This window comes from Nocardiopsis sp. NPDC055879, assembly GCF_053615935.1.
On the sequence record NZ_JBSHCT010000001.1, the window covers coordinates 313806 to 329966 of the forward strand.

The window sequence follows — 16161 nt, forward strand, 5'->3', positions numbered from 1 at the left end:
AGTGGCCAGAGACTATTACCAGGTTCTCGGGGTGCGTCGCGACGCGTCCAAGGACGAGATCAAGAAGGCGTACAGGCGGCTCGCGCGCGAGCTGCATCCGGACGTCAACCCCGACCCGGCGACCCAGGATCGCTTCAAAGAGGTGACCCAGGCCTACGAGGTCCTCTCCGACGAGAACAAGCGTCGGATGTTCGACATGGGTCACGACCCCTTCGCCCCGGGTGGCGGAGGCGGTGGCGGCGCCGGCGGCTTCGGTGGCGCGGGCGGCTTCGCCTTCGACGACATAATGAACGCCTTCTTCGGCGGCGGCCAGCCCGGTGGGCGGGGCCCGCGCGAGCGGGTCCGGCGCGGACGCAGCATCAAGATCCGCATCGAGCTGGACCTGGTCGAGACCGCGTTCGGCGTCAGCAAGGAGATCACCTTCCCCACCGCCATCCTGTGCGACACCTGCCAGGGTGAGGGGACGGCGGCCGGTTCACAGCGAACCACCTGCGACATGTGCCATGGCCAGGGTGAGGTATCCCAGGTCACGCGCTCCTTCCTGGGCCAGGTCATGACCTCGCGCCCTTGCCCGCAGTGCTCGGGCCAGGGCTCGGTCATCACCAACCCCTGCGGTGACTGCGCCGGTGAGGGGCGGGTCCGCGAGAAGGTCACCCGCACCGTCAAGATCCCCGCCGGTGTCGACGACGGCACCCGCATCCAGCTCGCGGGAGAGGGCGAGGTCGGCCCCAACGGCGGACCGCGCGGCGACATCATCCTGGAGATCGTCCAGAAGTCGCACCCGACCTTCGAGCGTCACGGTGACGACCTGCACTGCACCATCGCCGTGCCGATGACCGCGGCCGCGCTGGGCGCCTCCTTCGCCTTCGACACCCTCGACGGCACAGAGAACATCGACCTGCGCCCGGGTACCAACTCCGGACACGTCATCACCCTTCCCGGCAAGGGCGTCAGCCACCTCGACGGTGGTGGACGGGGCGACCTGCGCATCCGGGTGGACGTGGAGACGCCGAGCAAGCTCGACGAGGAGCAGGAGGTCCTGCTGCGCAAGTTCGCCGAACTGCGCGGGGAGGACCAGAACCCGGGCCGGTTCAGCCCTGGCCACGGCGGGTTCTTCTCCAAGATCCGTGACGCCTTCGGCGCCGGCAAGTGACCCCACCGGTATTCCTGGTCGACACCGCGGCCCTGGCCGCCGACCGGATCCGGCTCGACGGGCCCGAGGGGCGGCACGCCGCCGCGGTCCGACGCGTCCGTGAGGGCGAGACCGTTGATCTCTCCGACGGTCTCGGCTCGCGGGCGCGGTGCGAGGTGGTGGAGGTCCTCGGCAAGGAAGCCCTCCTGTGCCGGGTTCTCGAACGCCTCGACGAACCCGAGCCGCGTCCCCGTCTGACCGTGCTCCAGGCCCTGCCCAAACGGGACCGGGGGGAGCTCGCGGTGGAGACGATGACCGAGGTCGGGGTCGACACCATCGTTCCCTGGGCCGCGGAACGGTGCGTCACCCAGTGGAAGGGCGACCGGGGCGCCAAAGCCCTCGCCAAGTGGCGGGCCGTGGCCCGGGAGGCCGGCAAACAGGCCCGCAGGGCGCGCCTGCCCGAGGTCACCGAACCCGTCGACCGCAAGGGCGCGGCGGCGCTGCTGGCCGAGGCCGACCTGTCGGTGGTCCTGCACGAGGACGCGACCGAACGGTTGTCCCGACTGCCGCTGCCGGACTCCGTCACCGAGGTCGTACTTGTGGTGGGGCCCGAGGGCGGAGTGTCCGAAGCGGAGCTCGCCGCGTTCGACGAGGCGGGTGCCGTCCGGGCGCTGCTGGGCGATTCGGTCCTGCGCACCTCCACCGCGGGGGTGGCGGCCCTGTCACTGCTCCAGGCCCGAACCGGGCGCTGGTAGAACGAAACGAGGAGGACCCGCGCCGTAGGCGCGGGTCCTCCTCGTTTTCTCGGTGTCACACCACCGGAGTCCTCATGCCACCCGGGTCACTGGGCGCTGGGAAGCTCGTCCTCGGTACCGCCGCCGCCGTTGTTCCCGTTACCGGGGGTGCCGCCACCGGGGGACTCGTCGTCCTCGGGGTCGTCCTCCGGGGCGGTGCCGGGGTCCGTGCCGGGACCGGTCGGTTCCTCGGTCGGCTCCTGTTCCGGGTCGCACTCGGGATCGGCCGAAGCCGCGTCCCGCTCCTCCTTGTCCCGCTCGGAGTCGGTCGCCGTGGGCGTGACCTCGTCCTTGGGCGGGCAGCTGGAGGTGGACTCCACGCCCTCCTCCTCCGTGTCCTCCTCGTCCTCCGGAGAGGGGGAGGCCTCGGAACCCTCCTCGGGCTTCTCGGTGGGGTGGCTGGTCCCGGTCGCGGAGTCGCTCGCGGTGGACGAAGCGGACGCGTCACCGCCCTGCTCCTCACCGGCGGCGGGAGGGGTGTCCTCGCGGTCCGCCCCGGCGGGCACGATCTCCATCACCTGGTCGCGCACTTGGGGGTTCGACATGATCACCGAACCGGCGATGAGTACGGCCCCCGCCACCGCGGCGACGGGGCGTAGCCAGGGAAGACCGAGCCAGAGCGCGCCACGGCGGCGTTCGGTGCGCTCACGGATCAGATTGAGTCCCTCGGCCGACGGTGTGAATTCGTCGGCCGAGGCGTGCAGGGCCTGCCGGAGTCGGTTCTCGAACTCCATCTCGTTCGGATCGTTGGGGCTGCTCATGAGGTCTGCTCCAGTGCAGAGCGGAGCGCGGAAACACCACGGGAGGTGTGGCTCTTGACCGCGCCTCGGCTGATGCCCATGGCATCGGCGATCTGTGCTTCGGACAGGTCACCGTAGTACCGGAGCACGATGGCCTCTCGCTGGCGGGTGGGAAGTTTACGCAGGGCGCGGATCACGGCCTCGCGTTCCAACAGGTTCATGGCCCCGTGCTCGGCGCTGGGGGCGTCCGGCAGGGCCTTGGGGGCGTGCTTCTCGACCACGGCGCGGTGACGCAGGACGGACCTGGCCTTGTTCACCACCGCTTGACGCAGGTAGGAGAGGGCCTTGTTGGGGTCTCGCAGCCGGCGCCAGGCTCCGTGCATGGCCACGAAGGCGTCCTGGACGACCTCCTCGGCGGTCGCGTGGTCCCGGACGAGAAGGGTGGCGAGTCGAACGAGTGGACGGTAGTGCTCTCGATAGAGCTCCGTCACGGCGTGGTCCGCGTCCCACTCGACCGAGAGCGGCGCCGTGCCGGCTCCGGCGACCATGGTTTCTGTCGTCACGTCTGTTCGACGCACACCCTTGTCGCGGGGTTTACGAAAGGGCATACCTCTTCTTTTCCAGGTAGTCGTGCGATCCCGTCCGAACGCGCCGGATCCGGCCGAAGGGCAGGTGGAATGGACACTTCGACGCGCACGGACGCCAAGCCTATCGTGCCGTATCCCACTCCCGTGGGGGGAGCCGGGATCGGTACGATCCCGGAAAGGTTGAGGGTTCATCTCTTCCTTGTGTCCCCTGCGACCTACGGGCCACTGCGGCATCATGGTCCACGGACGAACCGGGTACGGGCCCCGCCGCACGGCGAGGGTCCCATGATGGAAGGTGTGCGATGGCCGACCCCGACTGCCTTTTCTGCAAGATCGTCGAGGGGGAGGTGCCGGCGGAGATCGTCCGTGAGGGAGAGCGGACGGTGGCCTTCCGTGACATCAACCCCCAGGCACCAACCCACGTCCTGGTGATCCCGCGCGACCACCACCCCGACGCGGCCTCCGCGGCCGCCCACGACACCGGCCTGCTGGACGCCCTGGTCCAGGACGCCCACGAGGTCGCCGTGGCCGAGGGCATCGACGAGACCGGATACCGGCTCGTCTTCAACACCGGCGCGGGTGCCGGGCAGACCGTGTTCCACCTCCACGCGCACGTCCTGGGAGGTCGTGGCCTCAACTGGCCCCCCGGGTGAGTGGCCGGAAGTGACGGTGGGGCGCGAACAAACTCCTCGAATCCGCCGGATCCGCCTTGGTAGACTCGAACACAGGGCCCCACCGGCCACTTCGGGTGAACCGAACCCCCGTGGTGAGCCGGAACGGCGCCGTCGACCGCGGTGCCTGGCCCGGGACCCGGCCCCGACGAGGGGTCTGTGACCGAAGGGTAGGGACAGCGGCCGTAAGGCCACACCATGGCCGATTCAACTCACACGCACCCGGACGCCGGCAGTCAGGTCAAGGTCGTGGTGCCGGACGAACACACGATGATCAGCCTGCTCGGCTCGGGTGACGAACTGCTCCGAGCGCTGGAGCGGGCCTTCGACAGCGACATCCACGTTCGCGGCAACGAGTTCACGATCAAGGGAGACCCCGAGGAGACGGCCGTCGTGGTCCGCCTCGTGGAGGAGCTCATCGAACTCGCCAAGAGCGGCACGCACGTCACCCCGGACACCATCGAGCGCATGATCCACATGCTGGGCGCCCCGGGCGACGAACGCCCCGCGGACGTGCTCACCACCAACATCCTGTCCAACCGGGGCAAGACCATCCGCCCGAAGACGCTGAACCAGAAGCGCTACGTCGACATCATCGACCAGCGCACCGTGGTCTTCGGCATCGGCCCGGCGGGTACCGGCAAGACGTACCTGGCGATGGCCAAGGCGGTCAAGGCCCTGCAGGACAAGGAGGTCAACCGGATCATCCTCACCCGCCCCGCGGTCGAGGCCGGTGAACGCCTGGGCTTCCTGCCCGGCACCCTCTACGACAAGATCGACCCCTACCTGCGTCCGCTCTACGACGCCCTGCACGACATGCTCGACCCGGACTCCATCCCCAAGCTGATGGCCGCCGGCACCATCGAGGTCGCCCCCCTGGCGTACATGCGTGGCCGGACCCTCAATGACTCCTTCATCATCCTGGACGAGGCGCAGAACACCTCGCCGGAGCAGATGAAGATGTTCCTCACGCGTTTGGGCTTCGGGTCCAAGATCGTGGTCACCGGTGACGTCACCCAGGTGGACCTGCCCGGTGGACAGACCAGCGGGCTGCGCACCATCGAGAACATCCTGCGTGATATCGACGACATCGCCTTCTGCCGGCTGACCAGTGAGGACGTCGTCAGGCACAAGCTCGTGGGGCAGATCGTCGACGCCTACGGCCGCTACGACGCCGCTCAGAGCGGGCGCGGCGGCGACGCGGGTGGGTCGCGGCCCCGTCGCGGGCGCCGACCCGCGGGCGACACCCGGGGAGAGGACGTCTCCGGGGACGGCCCGGAGCGGGCAGACTGAGGAAGAGTACGTAGTGACACCGGCCGGTGGGTCCGCCGAACGCGCGGGCCCACCGCTGTCGGATACGGCGTTGTCGCGAGAACGCCCGGCGGGTCGCCCCGCCGACCACCACCGATCAAGTGAGGCACCCGCATTCGATGAGTATCGACGTCGCCAACGAGTCCGGCGTCTCCGGCATGGACGAGGAGAGGCTCTCCCGCCTCGCCCGGCACGTGCTCGACGCCATGCGCGTCCACCCGCTGGCCGAACTCTCCGTCGTGCTGGTGGACGAAGGGCCGATGACCGACCTGCACGTGCGCTGGATGGACGAGCCCGGACCCACGGACGTGCTCTCCTTCCCCATGGACGAACTGCGTCCCGGTGGCCCCGGCCGCACCAGCGACCCCGGCGTGCTCGGTGACGTGATCATCTGCCCGCAGGTCGCCGAACGCCAGGGTGAGGAGGCCGGACACGGCACCGAGGCCGAGATCGACCTGCTGTGCACCCACGGCATCCTGCACCTGCTCGGTTACGACCACGCCGAGCCCGACGAACACAAGGAGATGTTCGGGCTCCAGGGTGAGATCCTGGCCTCCTGGCGCGAGCGTGAGGCCGCGCGGAAGGAAGAGCTCGAAGGGGACGAGACCGCACGATGAGCGCGCTTTGGCCCGATCTGGCACCGGTGAGCACCGGGGAACCCTGGGAATGGGCGCTGGCCCTGGTCGTCGCGCTGGTGCTGACAGCGCTGGCCGGACTTCTCGTGGCCGCCGAGGTCGCCGTCACCCGCGTGGTGGCGGTCGGTATGGAGGCGACCTACGGCGAGCGGGCGGTCAAGGCGAGTCCCGCCTGGGAACGGGTGGCCGCGGACCCCACCGCGCACCTCAACATGCTGCTGTTCCTGCGTGTGGTGTGCGAGGTGTGCGCCGTCCTGGCCGCCGGGATCGGCATGGTGTTCCTGCTGGGCATCGGCTGGCCCGCGATCATCCTGACCGCCGTCGTGATGATCGTGGTGGAGTGCGTCCTGATCGCCGTCACCCCGCGTATCCTCGGCCGGCAGTTCGCCGGACCCGTCGCCAGGTTCAGTGCCGCGATCATCCACCCGGTACAGGTCGTGCTGGGTCCCCTGGCCCGGCTGCTGGTGGGGGCGGGCCGGGCGCTCACCCCGCGCGGCAAGGGCGACCGAGAGGGACCCTTCAGTACCGAGACCGAACTGCGGCAGTTGGTGGACCTGGCCGAACGGGGTGAGGTCATCGACGCCGAGGAACGGCAGATGATCCACTCCGTGTTCAAGCTCGACGACACCTCCGTGCGCGAGGTGATGGTGCCCCGGCCCGACATCGTCTTCACCGCGCGCGAGGCCGACGCCGACGCGGTGCTCACCCTCGCCTTGGGCAGTGGCTACTCGCGCATCCCGGTCACGGGTGAGGACGAGGACGACGTCGTCGGCATCGTCTACCTCAAGGACCTGGTGGAGCGGCTGCGCGACCGTTGGGCGGCCGCCGCGGGCGGTGCCGACGACGTTCCGCTGACCGCGGGCGACGTGATGCGTCAGGCCACCTACGTCCCCGACACCAAGCCGATCGACGAGTTGCTGCGCGAGATGCAGAAGCAGCGCAACCACGTGGCCGTGGCCATCGACGAGTACGGCGGGACCGCCGGGCTGGTCACCATCGAGGACATCGTGGAGGAGATCGTCGGGGAGATCACCGACGAGTACGACCACGAGATCCCGCCGGTGGAGCGTCTGGACGAATCCCGGGTTCGGGTGACCGCCCGTCTTCCGCTGGGCGAGCTCGCCGAACTCTTCCCCGAACTCGACCTTGAGGTGTCGGACGTGGAGACCGTGGGCGGACTCGTCGCGTTCGTGCTGGGCCGGGTCCCCGCCGGAGGGGCCCAGGCCGAATACGCTGGACTCAGGCTCACGCTGGAGGGCAAGAGCAGCCGCCGCAACCGGATGACGACCGTCCTGGTGGAACGGCTGCCGGAGGAGGACTCCGGCCCCGAGGCGGGCAAGGAAGAGAACGTAAGGAGCATGGACCAGTGACGGACACGACGGGGCTCGACCCCGAGGACACCAAGCTCATCACGCTCGCGCGCGCCTCCCGGGCACGCAACGCGACCGCCGAGGGCGCCGCGGTGCGCGATGAGACCGGCCGAACGTACGTGGCCACGACGGTGTCGTTGAGCTCGTTGCGCCTGTCCGCGCTCCAGGCCGCCGTGGCCGCGGCGGTCTCCAGCGAGGCCTCCGCCCTGGAGGCCGCGGTGGTCGTCACCGAGGCCAAGGAGCTGACCGAGGACGACCGCGCTGTGGCGGACGACCTGAAGACCCAGGTGTTGGTGATCGCCGCCCCTGACGGGGTGCCCGCGAGCATCACCCGGCGCTGAGAAGGACCCATGAACGATCTCGACCTCGAGAAGCTCCGTGTTCCGCTCGAACTCCCCACCTATCCGGAGGGTTTCCGCAGCGGTTTCGCGTGCTTCGTGGGCCGACCCAACGTCGGCAAGTCCACCCTGATGAACGCGCTGGTCGGGCAGAAGGTGGCGATCACCAGCAATCGTCCCCAGACCACGCGGCGGACGGTGCGCGGGATCGTGCACCGCCCCGAAGCGCAGCTGATCATCGTGGACACCCCCGGACTGCACAAACCCCGCACCCTGTTGGGGGAGCGGTTGGACTCCCTGGTGCGGTCCACGCTGGTCGAGGTGGACGTGATCGTGTTCTGCCTGCCGGCCAACGAACCGATCGGCCGCGGCGACACCTACATCGCCAAGGAACTGGCCGCCCAGCGAAACACCCCCGTGGTGGCGATGGTGACCAAGGCCGACCTGGTCGACAAGAGCGCGCTCGGCGAACACCTGATGGCCGTGAACGAGCTGGGCGACTGGGCCGACATCGTGCCGGTGTCCGCGCAGAGTGGTTTCCAGCTTGATACCGCCGCCGAGGTGCTCTGCTCGCACTTGCCGGAGGGGCCGCCGCTGTACCCCGATGGCGACCTCACCGACGAGCCCGACGAGATGCTCGTGGCCGAGCTGGTGCGCGAGGCGGCCCTGGAGGGTGTGCGCGACGAGCTGCCGCACTCCATCGCGGTGGTGGTGGACGAGATGTTCGAGCGTGAGAACACCAAGCCCGGCAAGGAACTGGTGGACATCTACGCGTCCTTGTACGTGGAGCGCTCCAGCCAGAAGGCGATCGTGATCGGCTCCAAGGGTTCGCGGCTGCGGGACGTGGGTTCGCGGGCCCGTAAGCAGATCGAGGGTCTGCTGGGGCAGCGGGTCTTCCTGGATCTGCGGGTGCGTGTGGCCAAGGACTGGCAGCGTGACCCCAAGCAGCTGCGCAAGCTGGGATTCGACCAACAGACTTAGTCATTTTGGGTCTCCGCCGGCACTTGTGAGCATGACGAGGGGCCCTGACCGAAAACGGTCAGGGCCCCTCGTCATGGGTGCCTCAGGACTGGTTGTTGAGGTCGGTGGCCAGGAGCGTGGCCGCGCTTCGCACGATGGGTGCGGCCCGGTCGACGAACTTCCAGCTCACGCGGGCCTCCGGTCCGGAGATGGAGACGGCCATGCCCGAGGGGGCGTCCTTGACGGGGACGGCCACGCAGCGCACGCCGATCTCCTGTTCGCCGTCGTCGATGGCGTAGCCGGCCTCCCGGATGCGGTGGAGTTCGGTCAGGAAGGCGTCCGGGTCGGTGATGGTGCGTTCGGTGGCGGCGGGCATGCCGGTGCGCCGTACGGTGGCCAGCGCCTCCTCGTCGCTCAGCTGGGACAGCAGGGCCTTGCCCACACCCGCCGAGTGCGGCAGGACGCGCCGGCCCACCTCGGTGAACATGCGCATCGCGTGCGGCGAGGGGACCTGCGCCACGTAGATGACCTTGTCGCCGTCGAGCATGGCGAGGTTGGCGGTCTCCCCGAGGTCATCGACGAGCTGGGCCAGGTGGGGTCGGGCCCACGTGCCGAGCATCTGGGCGGCCTTGTCGCCGAGCCCGATCAGGCGCGGGCCCAGGGCGTATCGGCGGGACGGGAGTTGGCGGACGTAGCCGTTGCCGACCAACGTGCGGATGATGCGGTGGATGGTGGGCAGGGGGAGCCCGGAGGAGTCGGCGAGTTGACTCAGTGAGGCCTCGCCACCCGCCTCGGCCATGATCTCCAACAGGGAGAAGGCACGGTCGAGGGACTGTACGCCACCGGGGCGACGGGCCGTCTCCGCGGCGGGGCGGGGTTGGTCCATAGGGGGGGTCTGTGAGGCTGACAAGGGTCGTGCTCCCATGCTGAGGGCCGCTACGGTCACGCTCTCATTCTGCAATACGAAAGGTGTCTTTCGCTCTCGGTCACGCGGGGAAGCTCTCGGCGACGGATTTTCGCCGCCCGAGAGCTCTTGTTCTTCCGAATTGCAAAAGTTAGTATCCGCATGTAGAAAACTTGACCGGTCTTCGAGTGGAGACCGGTGACGCAGACGGAGGAGGACACCCCACGTGGCGAGTGACACCCCACCCGGCCTGAGCGGCCTGGCCACCGAACTCGACTCCCGGCTCGCCGAGGCCGACGCCCGCCTGGACCGTGAGTACCCGGGCGATCAGGGCGGCCGCCAGCCGATCCACAGCGTCTACGTCCCCGCCGACAAGGTCGGGGCCGCTCTCGCCGCCGACTGGGGCGCCAAGGCCCTGGCCGCGCTCGACGAGTTCGCCCCCAAGGCCGCCGACCTGGCCGCGGCCACCGGCATCGGTGAGGCCGCCGTCGCCGACGCCCTGCCCCTGGTCCGCGGCAAACTCGCCCGTGAACCCATCGAGGACCTGCGCGCCGACTTCGAGGACGGCTACGGCAGCCCCGGCGACGAGGCCGAGGACCGGGACGTGCTCAAGGTGGCCCGCGCCTTCGCGTCGGACCTGGCGAAGGGGGAGGCCACGCCCTACTTCGGCATCCGCATGAAGGGAATGGAGGCCGCCGGCCGACACCGCGGGGTGCGCACCCTGGGCATGTTCCTGGGCACCCTCCTGGAGGAACACGGATCCCTGCCCGACAACCTCGTGCTCACCCTGCCCAAGATCACCTCGATGGAGCAGGTCGAGGCCATGGTCTGGCTGAGCGAACGCCTGGAGAGGGACCTGGACCTGGCACAGGGGCGGATTCGCTTCGAGCTGCAGATCGAGACCCCCCAGTCGATCCTGCTGCCCGACGGCACCGTCGCGGTCTCCCGGATGATCCAGGCCGGACAGGGCCGCGTCACCGCCCTGCACTACGGCACCTACGACTACAGCGCGGCCTGCGGGATCACCGCCGCGCACCAGAGCCTGGCCCACCCCGTGGCCGACCACGCCAAGTCCGTCATGCAGGTGGCCGCCGCCGGCACCGGCGTGTGGCTCTCCGACGGCGGCAGCAACATCATGCCCGCCGGCACCCCCGAGGAGGTCCACTCCGCGTGGCGTCTGCACGCCGGGCTGGTGCGGCGCTCCCTGGAGCGCGGCTTCTACCAGGGCTGGGACCTGCATCCCAACCAGCTGCCCATCCGCTACCTGGCCACCTACGCGTTCTACCGCGAGGCCTTCGCCCCCGCGGCGGCGCGCTTGCAGGCCTACCTCGGCCACGCCGCCGGTAACGTCGTGGACGAACCGGCCACCGCCCAGGCGCTGGCCTCCGTCCTGGCCCGCGGCCTGCGGTGCGGTGCCCTGGAGGAGTCCGAGGTCGTCGACGCCTGCGGTACCGACGCCGCCGGCATCGAGGCCCTCGCCACCCGCCGGGTGGGACAGGAGCAGGGATGAGCGAACACGAACTCGTGGTGCGGGCCGACCGCGCCCTCACCCCCGAAGGGGAGCGCCCCGTCACCGTGGTGGTGGACGGTGGGCGCATCACCGACGTCCTCTCCGGGACCGACCACGCCGTCGGCGCCCGCCGTGAGCTGCGACCGGCCGACGACGAGGTCCTGTTGCCCGGACTGGTCGACAGTCACGTGCACGTCAACGAGCCCGGGCGTACCGAGTGGGAGGGGTTCGCCAGCGCGACCCGCGCCGCCGCCCTGGGCGGGGTGACCACCATCGTGGACATGCCGCTCAACAGCGTGCCGCCCACGACCACCACCGCCGGCCTCAAGGCGAAGAAGGCGGCGGCGGAGGGCAAGCTCGCCGTCGACGTGGGGTTCTGGGGCGGTGCCGTTCCCGAGAACACCGGACCCGACACCACCGGCGCCCTGGCCGACCTGTGGGCGGAGGGGGTGTTCGGGTTCAAATCGTTCCTGTCGCCCTCCGGAGTGGACGAGTTCGGGCACCTGGACCCCGAACACCTGGACACGGCGGCCGCCGCCATCCACGCCTTCGGCGGTCGGCTGATCGTGCACGCCGAGGACCCCACGGTGCTGGACTCGGCGCCCGCCGCGTCCGGGCGCGAGTACGCGGACTTCCTGGCCTCGCGTCCCGACGAGGCCGAGCACGCCGCGATCGCCCGGGTCATCGACACCGCCCGCCGTACCGGGGTGCGGGCGCACGTGCTGCACCTGTCCAGCGCCTCCGCGTTGCCGCTGATCGCCCAGGCCAAGGGGGAGGGCGTGCCGCTCACGGTGGAGAGCTGCCCGCACTACCTGACCCTGGTCGCCGAGGAGATCCCGGCGGGGGACACCAGCTACAAGTGCTGCCCGCCGATCCGGGACTCCGCGAACCGGGACCTGCTCTGGCGGGCGCTGCGGGACGGGTTGATCGACTGTGTGGTCAGCGACCACTCGCCCAGCACACCGGATCTGAAGGAGCTGGAGACCGGCGACTTCGGTACCGCCTGGGGCGGTGTCTCGGGACTCCAACTGGGTCTGTCGGCGATGTGGACCGAGGCGGCCGGCCGCGGGGTTCCGCTGGCCGAGGTCGTGCGGTGGATGTCGGAGGGGCCGGCCCGGGTCGCCGGGGTTCGGGGCAGGGGCGCCATCGAGGTGGGCGCCCAGGCGGACCTGGCCGTGTTCGCCCCGCAGGAGTCCTTCCGGGTGTCCGTGGGCGAGCTGGCCCACCGCAACCCGGTCAGTGCCTACGACGGCGCCGAACTCAAGGGCCGCGTGCGTCGCACGTTGCTGCGCGGCGTCGAGGTCACCGCGGACAGCGTGAACGGGCGGATGATCACCCGGTAGGCGTGTTCGGGTCGCAAGACCGTCCTCGGACGTAGGGAGGGCCCCACCGAAACGAACGGTGGGGCCCTCCCCTCATCGATTCATCGATGGACCGAGTGGTCAGGAGCCGGTGGCCTTCCAGCGGGACTCCAGGTCGGCCACACCGGTCTCGGTGAGGGTGCCGAAGACGTGCAGGCGGGCCATGCCGCCGTCCGGGAACGCGTCGACGCGCACGTGGGTCACGGTCACCGGGGCGTCCAGGACGAAGCGGTGCGGACTGTCGGGTTCCAGGCGGGTTCGGCCGACGATCTCGAACCAGGCGTCCGGGTCGGTGCCGCGGGCGTCACGGCCCTTGATGGTGATCCACCCGGCCGCGTTGCCCTTGAGGTAGGCGGTGTCCACCTCCAGGGCGCGCACGGTGGCCTGGGCGGTCAGCCGGAAGCGCACCCAGTCGTTGCCGGTGTCGCGGCGGCGCCTGTTCTCCCAGCCGTCGTCCATCTTGTGCGAACGCCCCGGGGCGATGATGTTCTCCGGCGGCGAGTAGAACCGGTCCGAGGCGTCCTCGACGGTACCGCCGTTGAGCAGCGCGGCCACGTCGAAGGCGCCCTGCGCGGCCAGCCAGGCGGGGTCGGCGACGGGTTCGCCGTACACGCGTAGGCGGGCCACGCCGCCGTCGGGGAACTGTTTGAGGCGCAGGTGGGTCCAGCGGCGGGTCGAGGTGACCTCGAAGCCGTTGGCGGCGTGCCCGTACACGGGGGTGCGGGGCACCAGCTCGGTCCAGTCGGCGGCGAGCAGCTCTTCGGTGGTGGGTGTGCCCTCCACCTGGGCGGCCTCCACACCGATCTCGGTGGGGTGGTTGCCTCGGAAGTGCGCGGTGTCGACGTTCAGGGCGCTGATCACGCCGGGCAGCGCCAGGCGGACGAGTGCCCAGTCGTGGTCATCGGCGGTGGGGTGGGGCCGTTCGGCGCTGACGCCGCGGCGGCGCCGGGTCTCCCAGCCGTCCATGACCTTGCCCTTGTGCCCGAAGGCGTGCGGGTCGAACGAGGCGGGTTCGGGTTTGAGGAGGTTCTCGCGCTGGGCGAAGAACTCGTCGTTGGCCGCGAGCACGCCGCCGCCCAGACGTCGGTCGGCGAGGTCGACCAGGCCGGAGAAGTCGAGCTCGGTCTTCTTGTAGTCGGCGTAGGGGTCACCTCCGCCGTAGGGCCGGGCGTTGTAGTCACGAGGATCGAAGGGCTGGGCCCCGCTCATGGTTCTCCTGTCACGTCGGTGGGTGGGGACGTATCCAGGTTGGCAGGGGAGACCGATAACTTCCAGCGAAACTTTTTGATCTATACGTTCACTTGTACTGAACGGTTGTGCTGTGTAGTTCTTCGGCGACCCGTGTAAGGGAGCGCAGGGCCGCGTCGATCTGGGGGCGTCGGCCCGAACCCGCGCGAACCGCCCACACCACGTGCCGGCGGGGTCGGTCCGACCGTGGGGTCCGCAGCACCACCCCGGGCGCGTCGTCGGCCGCGGCCAGTCGTGGGACGAGAGCCACCCCCAGTCCGGCCGCCACCATGTCGAGGATGGCCCGCCAGTCCGAGGCCACGTGCCCCTGCTCGGGTACGAAGCCGGCCTGGGCGCAGGCGGCCACCGTGATGTCGCGCCAGGGGCCGGACGCGCCGTAGATCCACGGTTCGTCTGACAGGTCGCGCAGATGCGGCGCGGGGGCGTCGGCCAGCCGGTGCCCGGCGGGCAGTGCCACGTCCAGGGGGTCGGTCAGCAACTCGCCTCGTTCGTAGCGTCCGTCCTGGTCACCGGGGGCGTGAGCGGCCAGGGACAGGCCGATGTCGACTTCCCCGGCGGAGAGCAGTTCGTACACCTCGGCGGCTTCGGCCTGGTGCACCCGTGTACGAAGGTGCGGATGGGTGCGGCGCAGGGCGCTCAACGCCGGCACCACCAGGGTCGGGATGGCGGTGGCGAACGCGCCCACGCGCACCCGGCCGGCCTCACCCCGGACGAATCCGTCCAGTTCGGCCTCGGCCCGCTCCAACTGGGCCAGCACCACGTCGGCGTGGCGCAGTAGCACGTGTGCCGCGTCGGTCAGTCGGACGCGGCGCCCGTGCGCCTCCAACAGCGCCACCCCCACCTGTCGGGACAGCGATGACAGCTGTTGGGAGACGGCGGAGGGTGTCATGGACAGCGCCTCGGCGGTCTCCCGGACGGTTCCGCGTTCGTGGAGGGTGCGGAGTACACGAAGCTTGCGCAGGTCCCAGTCGGTCACCTTCACAGGCATACCATTCACCTTCGCTGAACGGAATCGGATCCGTGGAACGAGAGAGGGGCGGGCGCACGATCCCCGTGCGCCCGCCCCGGAGGGTCGTCGATCAGACCGGGTCGGTCGTGCCGTCGCGGTAGGCGTGCCCGGCGTGGTCGGAGTACTTGGCCTCGCCCGGACCGGCGCTGCCGATGTCCTCCCGGTCGATGTCGGAGGGCGGGCCGGAGGCCGGTCGTCCGATCACGTTGAAGCAGATGTTCAACAGGATCGACACGATCGCCGCCCCGATGATGCCCGAGTGCGCGATCATCTCGACGGCCTCGGGGAGGAAGGAGTAGAAGGTCGGGTAGGCCAGGGGGATGATGGCGACACCGATGGAGGTGGCCACCAGGATCAGGTTGAGGTTGTTGGTGAAGTCCACCTTGGTCAGGGTCTTGACGCCGCTGGCGGCCACGGTGCCGAACAGGACCAGGCCCGCCCCTCCCAGGACCGGGGTCGGCAGGGCCGCCATGACCCCGCCCAGGATCGGGAACATGCCCAGCAGCAGCAGGATGCCGGCGCCGGTGGCCACCACGTAACGGCTGCGGATGCCGGTCAGGGCCAGCAACCCGATGTTCTGCGCGAAGGAGCTGGTGGGGGTGGTGTTGAAGATCGGTCCGATGATGGAGCCGCTCACGTCGGCGCGCAGACCGGCGGAGATGCGCTTGGCGTCGACCTTGGAACCGGTGATCTCGCCGACCGCGATGATGTGCGAGGCGCCCTCGGTGAGCACCACCAGCATGATCACGCACATCGTGGCGATCGCGGCGACCTCGAACTCGGGGGCGCCGAAGTAGAACACCGAGGTCGGGTTGAACACGATGTCCGCCTCGCCCACGCGGCTGAAGTCGGCCATGCCGAAGGGGATGGCGATGAGGGTGCCGACGACCAGGCCGAAGAGGATGGACAGACGTCCCCAGATGCCGGGGAACACGCGGGAACCGATCAGGATGACCGCGAGGGTCACCCCGGCCAGGGCGAGGTTGGCCATGGGGGCGGCCGGAACCGTGGAGCCGTCGTCGAGGACCGTGGTGGTGTCGTCCATGATCCAACCGGCGGCCACCGGCATGAGGCTGATGCCGATGACGGTGATGATCGTGCCGGTCACGATCGGGGGGAAGAAGCGGATGAGCTGACCGAAGAAGGGCGTCAGTAGCAGCGCGAACACGCCGGCGGCCATGGACGCGCCGAGGGCGACGGGCATGTTCTCCCCGTCCTGCCCGGCGGCCAGGGTGGCGATGGCGCTGACGGGGACGAACGAACAGGCCACCACGATCGGCATCTGCGCGCCGACCTTCCGGTGTCCGACGGTTTGCAGGAGCGTGGCGATACCCGCCATCAGGAGCGCGCCGCTGACGAGGATTCCCATGGCCGCGGGGTCGTTCGCGAGTCCAGCGGCGCTGCCGATGACGAGGGCCGGTGCCACCGCACCGGCGTACATGGTGAGGATGTGCTGGAGCCCGTAGACGAGGAGGAGCCGGACGGGCAGCTTCTCGTCCTCCGGACGATCGGGGGTCGTGGCGTTCGTTGTGGCCGAGTCCTTCGCGGACGGACTGTTCGACATGGCCAGTTTCCAGCCTTTGCGATCGGC

At 69.9% G+C, this 16161-nt stretch carries 16 protein-coding genes; 10 read left to right on the forward strand and 6 right to left on the reverse strand.

Features of this window, described 5'->3' with window-relative positions; translation table 11 throughout:
* The first annotated feature begins 1 nt into the window (after position 1).
* Entirely contained in the window at positions 2-1153 is a 1152-nt protein-coding gene (gene dnaJ, locus ACWGKS_RS01280) for a molecular chaperone DnaJ (protein WP_358512026.1), read from the forward strand.
* The gene (locus ACWGKS_RS01285) at positions 1150-1887 is read left to right on the forward strand and encodes a 16S rRNA (uracil(1498)-N(3))-methyltransferase (RefSeq protein ID WP_358512023.1); all 738 of its coding nucleotides are present in this window, start codon (positions 1150-1152) and stop codon (positions 1885-1887) included. The genes dnaJ and ACWGKS_RS01285 overlap by 4 nt, the downstream gene beginning before the upstream one ends.
* A gap of 86 nt (positions 1888-1973) precedes the next feature.
* Here the strand turns inward: ACWGKS_RS01285 and ACWGKS_RS01290 are convergent, their stop codons facing one another.
* Together ACWGKS_RS01290 and ACWGKS_RS01295 are read right to left on the reverse strand one after the other, a co-directional pair.
* Positions 1974-2687, reverse strand: a complete 714-nt coding sequence (locus tag ACWGKS_RS01290; RefSeq protein WP_358512020.1) for a hypothetical protein — start codon at positions 2685-2687, stop codon at positions 1974-1976.
* Complete coding sequence (locus ACWGKS_RS01295) at positions 2684-3214, reverse strand: SigE family RNA polymerase sigma factor (RefSeq protein WP_358512126.1); 531 nt, start codon at positions 3212-3214, stop codon at positions 2684-2686. The genes ACWGKS_RS01290 and ACWGKS_RS01295 overlap by 4 nt, the downstream gene beginning before the upstream one ends.
* A gap of 341 nt (positions 3215-3555) precedes the next feature.
* On the opposite strand from ACWGKS_RS01295, the gene ACWGKS_RS01300 reads away from it, so the two are divergent.
* The 6 genes from ACWGKS_RS01300 (at position 3556) to era (ending at position 8559) form a co-directional block, all read left to right on the forward strand.
* On the forward strand, positions 3556-3906 hold the full coding sequence (locus tag ACWGKS_RS01300; protein WP_358512017.1) for a histidine triad nucleotide-binding protein: 351 nt from the start codon (positions 3556-3558) through the stop codon (positions 3904-3906).
* 216 nt (positions 3907-4122) lie between these two features.
* Positions 4123-5217 carry a PhoH family protein gene (locus tag ACWGKS_RS01305; RefSeq protein WP_358512014.1) on the forward strand — a complete coding sequence of 365 codons (1095 nt, stop codon included), beginning with the start codon at positions 4123-4125 and terminating at the stop codon, positions 5215-5217.
* A gap of 137 nt (positions 5218-5354) precedes the next feature.
* The gene (ybeY, locus tag ACWGKS_RS01310) at positions 5355-5852 is read left to right on the forward strand and encodes an rRNA maturation RNase YbeY (RefSeq protein WP_304077739.1); all 498 of its coding nucleotides are present in this window, start codon (positions 5355-5357) and stop codon (positions 5850-5852) included.
* Positions 5849-7240, forward strand: coding sequence for a hemolysin family protein (locus ACWGKS_RS01315; RefSeq protein WP_358512010.1), 1392 nt, complete (start codon positions 5849-5851; stop codon positions 7238-7240). The genes ybeY and ACWGKS_RS01315 overlap by 4 nt, the downstream gene beginning before the upstream one ends.
* Positions 7237-7581: a cytidine deaminase gene (locus ACWGKS_RS01320; protein ID WP_358512008.1), complete on the forward strand. Its 345-nt coding sequence runs from the start codon at positions 7237-7239 to the stop codon at positions 7579-7581. Before ACWGKS_RS01315 ends, ACWGKS_RS01320 begins: the two co-directional genes overlap by 4 nt.
* 9 nt (positions 7582-7590) lie before the next feature.
* Positions 7591-8559, forward strand: coding sequence for a GTPase Era (gene era / locus ACWGKS_RS01325; RefSeq protein ID WP_358512005.1), 969 nt, complete (start codon positions 7591-7593; stop codon positions 8557-8559).
* 82 nt (positions 8560-8641) lie between these two features.
* Here era and ACWGKS_RS01330 read toward each other — a convergent pair whose 3' ends face one another.
* Entirely contained in the window at positions 8642-9424 is a 783-nt protein-coding gene (locus ACWGKS_RS01330; RefSeq protein WP_358512002.1) for an IclR family transcriptional regulator, read from the reverse strand.
* Positions 9425-9668: 244 nt separating this feature from the next.
* On the opposite strand from ACWGKS_RS01330, the gene ACWGKS_RS01335 reads away from it, so the two are divergent.
* Together ACWGKS_RS01335 and allB are read left to right on the forward strand one after the other, a co-directional pair.
* Positions 9669-10952 (forward strand): DUF6986 family protein, encoded by a 1284-nt coding sequence (locus tag ACWGKS_RS01335; protein WP_452521441.1) that lies wholly within the window; start codon positions 9669-9671, stop codon positions 10950-10952.
* The gene (gene allB / locus ACWGKS_RS01340; RefSeq protein ID WP_452521442.1) at positions 10949-12295 is read left to right on the forward strand and encodes an allantoinase AllB; all 1347 of its coding nucleotides are present in this window, start codon (positions 10949-10951) and stop codon (positions 12293-12295) included. The genes ACWGKS_RS01335 and allB overlap by 4 nt, the downstream gene beginning before the upstream one ends.
* Before the next feature lie 99 nt (positions 12296-12394).
* Here allB and alc read toward each other — a convergent pair whose 3' ends face one another.
* From alc to ACWGKS_RS01355, 3 genes are all read right to left on the reverse strand, one after another.
* Positions 12395-13522: an allantoicase gene (alc, locus tag ACWGKS_RS01345; protein ID WP_452521444.1), complete on the reverse strand. Its 1128-nt coding sequence runs from the start codon at positions 13520-13522 to the stop codon at positions 12395-12397.
* Positions 13523-13610: 88 nt separating this feature from the next.
* Entirely contained in the window at positions 13611-14549 is a 939-nt protein-coding gene (locus tag ACWGKS_RS01350) for a LysR family transcriptional regulator (protein WP_358511990.1), read from the reverse strand.
* Between the two features lie 91 nt (positions 14550-14640).
* Positions 14641-16134, reverse strand: a complete 1494-nt coding sequence (locus ACWGKS_RS01355; protein ID WP_452521446.1) for a nucleobase:cation symporter-2 family protein — start codon at positions 16132-16134, stop codon at positions 14641-14643.
* Positions 16135-16161: the final 27 nt, after the last annotated feature.